General features: G+C 47.7%; 1 protein-coding gene and 1 pseudogene. Both read right to left on the bottom strand.

The window, feature by feature from the left end; genetic code table 11:
• Positions 1-509, bottom strand: a pseudogene (locus tag ACFQ8Y_RS22795) (PBSX family phage terminase large subunit); the annotation flags it as partial.
• The coding region (locus tag ACFQ8Y_RS22790) for a hypothetical protein (RefSeq protein ID WP_430586814.1) at positions 499-1,005 on the bottom strand (507 nt) is incomplete at its 5' end. The gene ACFQ8Y_RS22790 and the pseudogene ACFQ8Y_RS22795, both read right to left, overlap by 11 nt.

Below are 1,005 nucleotides of genomic sequence, written 5' to 3'. Positions count from 1 at the left end.
TCTTTAATGACCGGATGATTCGGGGCCGGTGGGTTCAAGTCTGCCAGGTGATAGCGCATCTTTGCCGCGAACGTCCGCCGGAAGCATTCCTGAATCATATCCATGTGTAGCAGATTGATCTCACAGAACACGACTGAGCCAAGCGACATACCTGTAATAGCTTTAACGCTGTCCGCTTTACCGCCGCCCTTGTAATAGACTTTCTTTGTCCCTGTCGGCGTCTGTACCTCTAAATGATCACCTAAATCATCATGCTTCACTTTGGCAAGGTTGCCGAACTGATGTTTAAGGCCCGTCCCGTCACCGTCAATAAAGAGCCTGTATGCTTGCTCCTGGTTATAGGCAACGACCAAATGGTTTTGATCCGGCGTTAGCGACAAATAAAGAGCATAGCGAAAATGGCCCGCTGTCGTCTTTCCTGACCGTGGCGTGCCTTCGTTTGCTTCTAATGTACGATCAAAAGGTCTTGTTATGATGTCCTGCTGCTTCGGTGAAAACTTAATTTCCATCGTCTCCACCTTTATTCACGGCTTTATACAACTCTGCAACCTGTGCAATAAGGGCAGTGTCGCCTTTATCGCCTTTAAGCAGCTTTGTCCGCTCTTTCGCAAGCTCGGTATCTGCCTTGATCTTGTTTGTCTGCGCCTTCGTCTGATTGTCTTTGATCTCAGACTCTTTGCGCCATACGTCAGGCTGACGATTTTTAAGCCAGAATATAGCTGCGCCTGTGTCGGGCTGAACCTCTTTGACGATACGCTTAGTGATTTTCAGTTCACTTTCACCGTTCATGTTTTGAACCCATTCGTATGTGTCCTCATTGTACTGATAGCCCAGCGCCCGCTTTAATAAGGCATTCTCGACTTTCAGATCAATAACGGCTTTCCCTCTTTTTAAGGCGTCATCTATGTCAGGATGCTTTTTCTTCCACTCATAAAGCGTCTGCCGCTTAATTCCCATGTTATGAGCGATATCTTCCTCTGTCAGACCATCACGCGCCCAATGCTC

The sequence above is a fragment of the Isoptericola sp. NPDC056605 genome, from assembly GCF_042792795.1.
In the GTDB taxonomy this organism is placed as follows: Bacteria; Actinomycetota; Actinomycetes; order Actinomycetales; family Cellulomonadaceae; genus Isoptericola.
The sequence above is the reverse complement of the archived record's forward strand: the minus strand, read 5'-3'. Positions and strand labels throughout refer to the sequence as shown.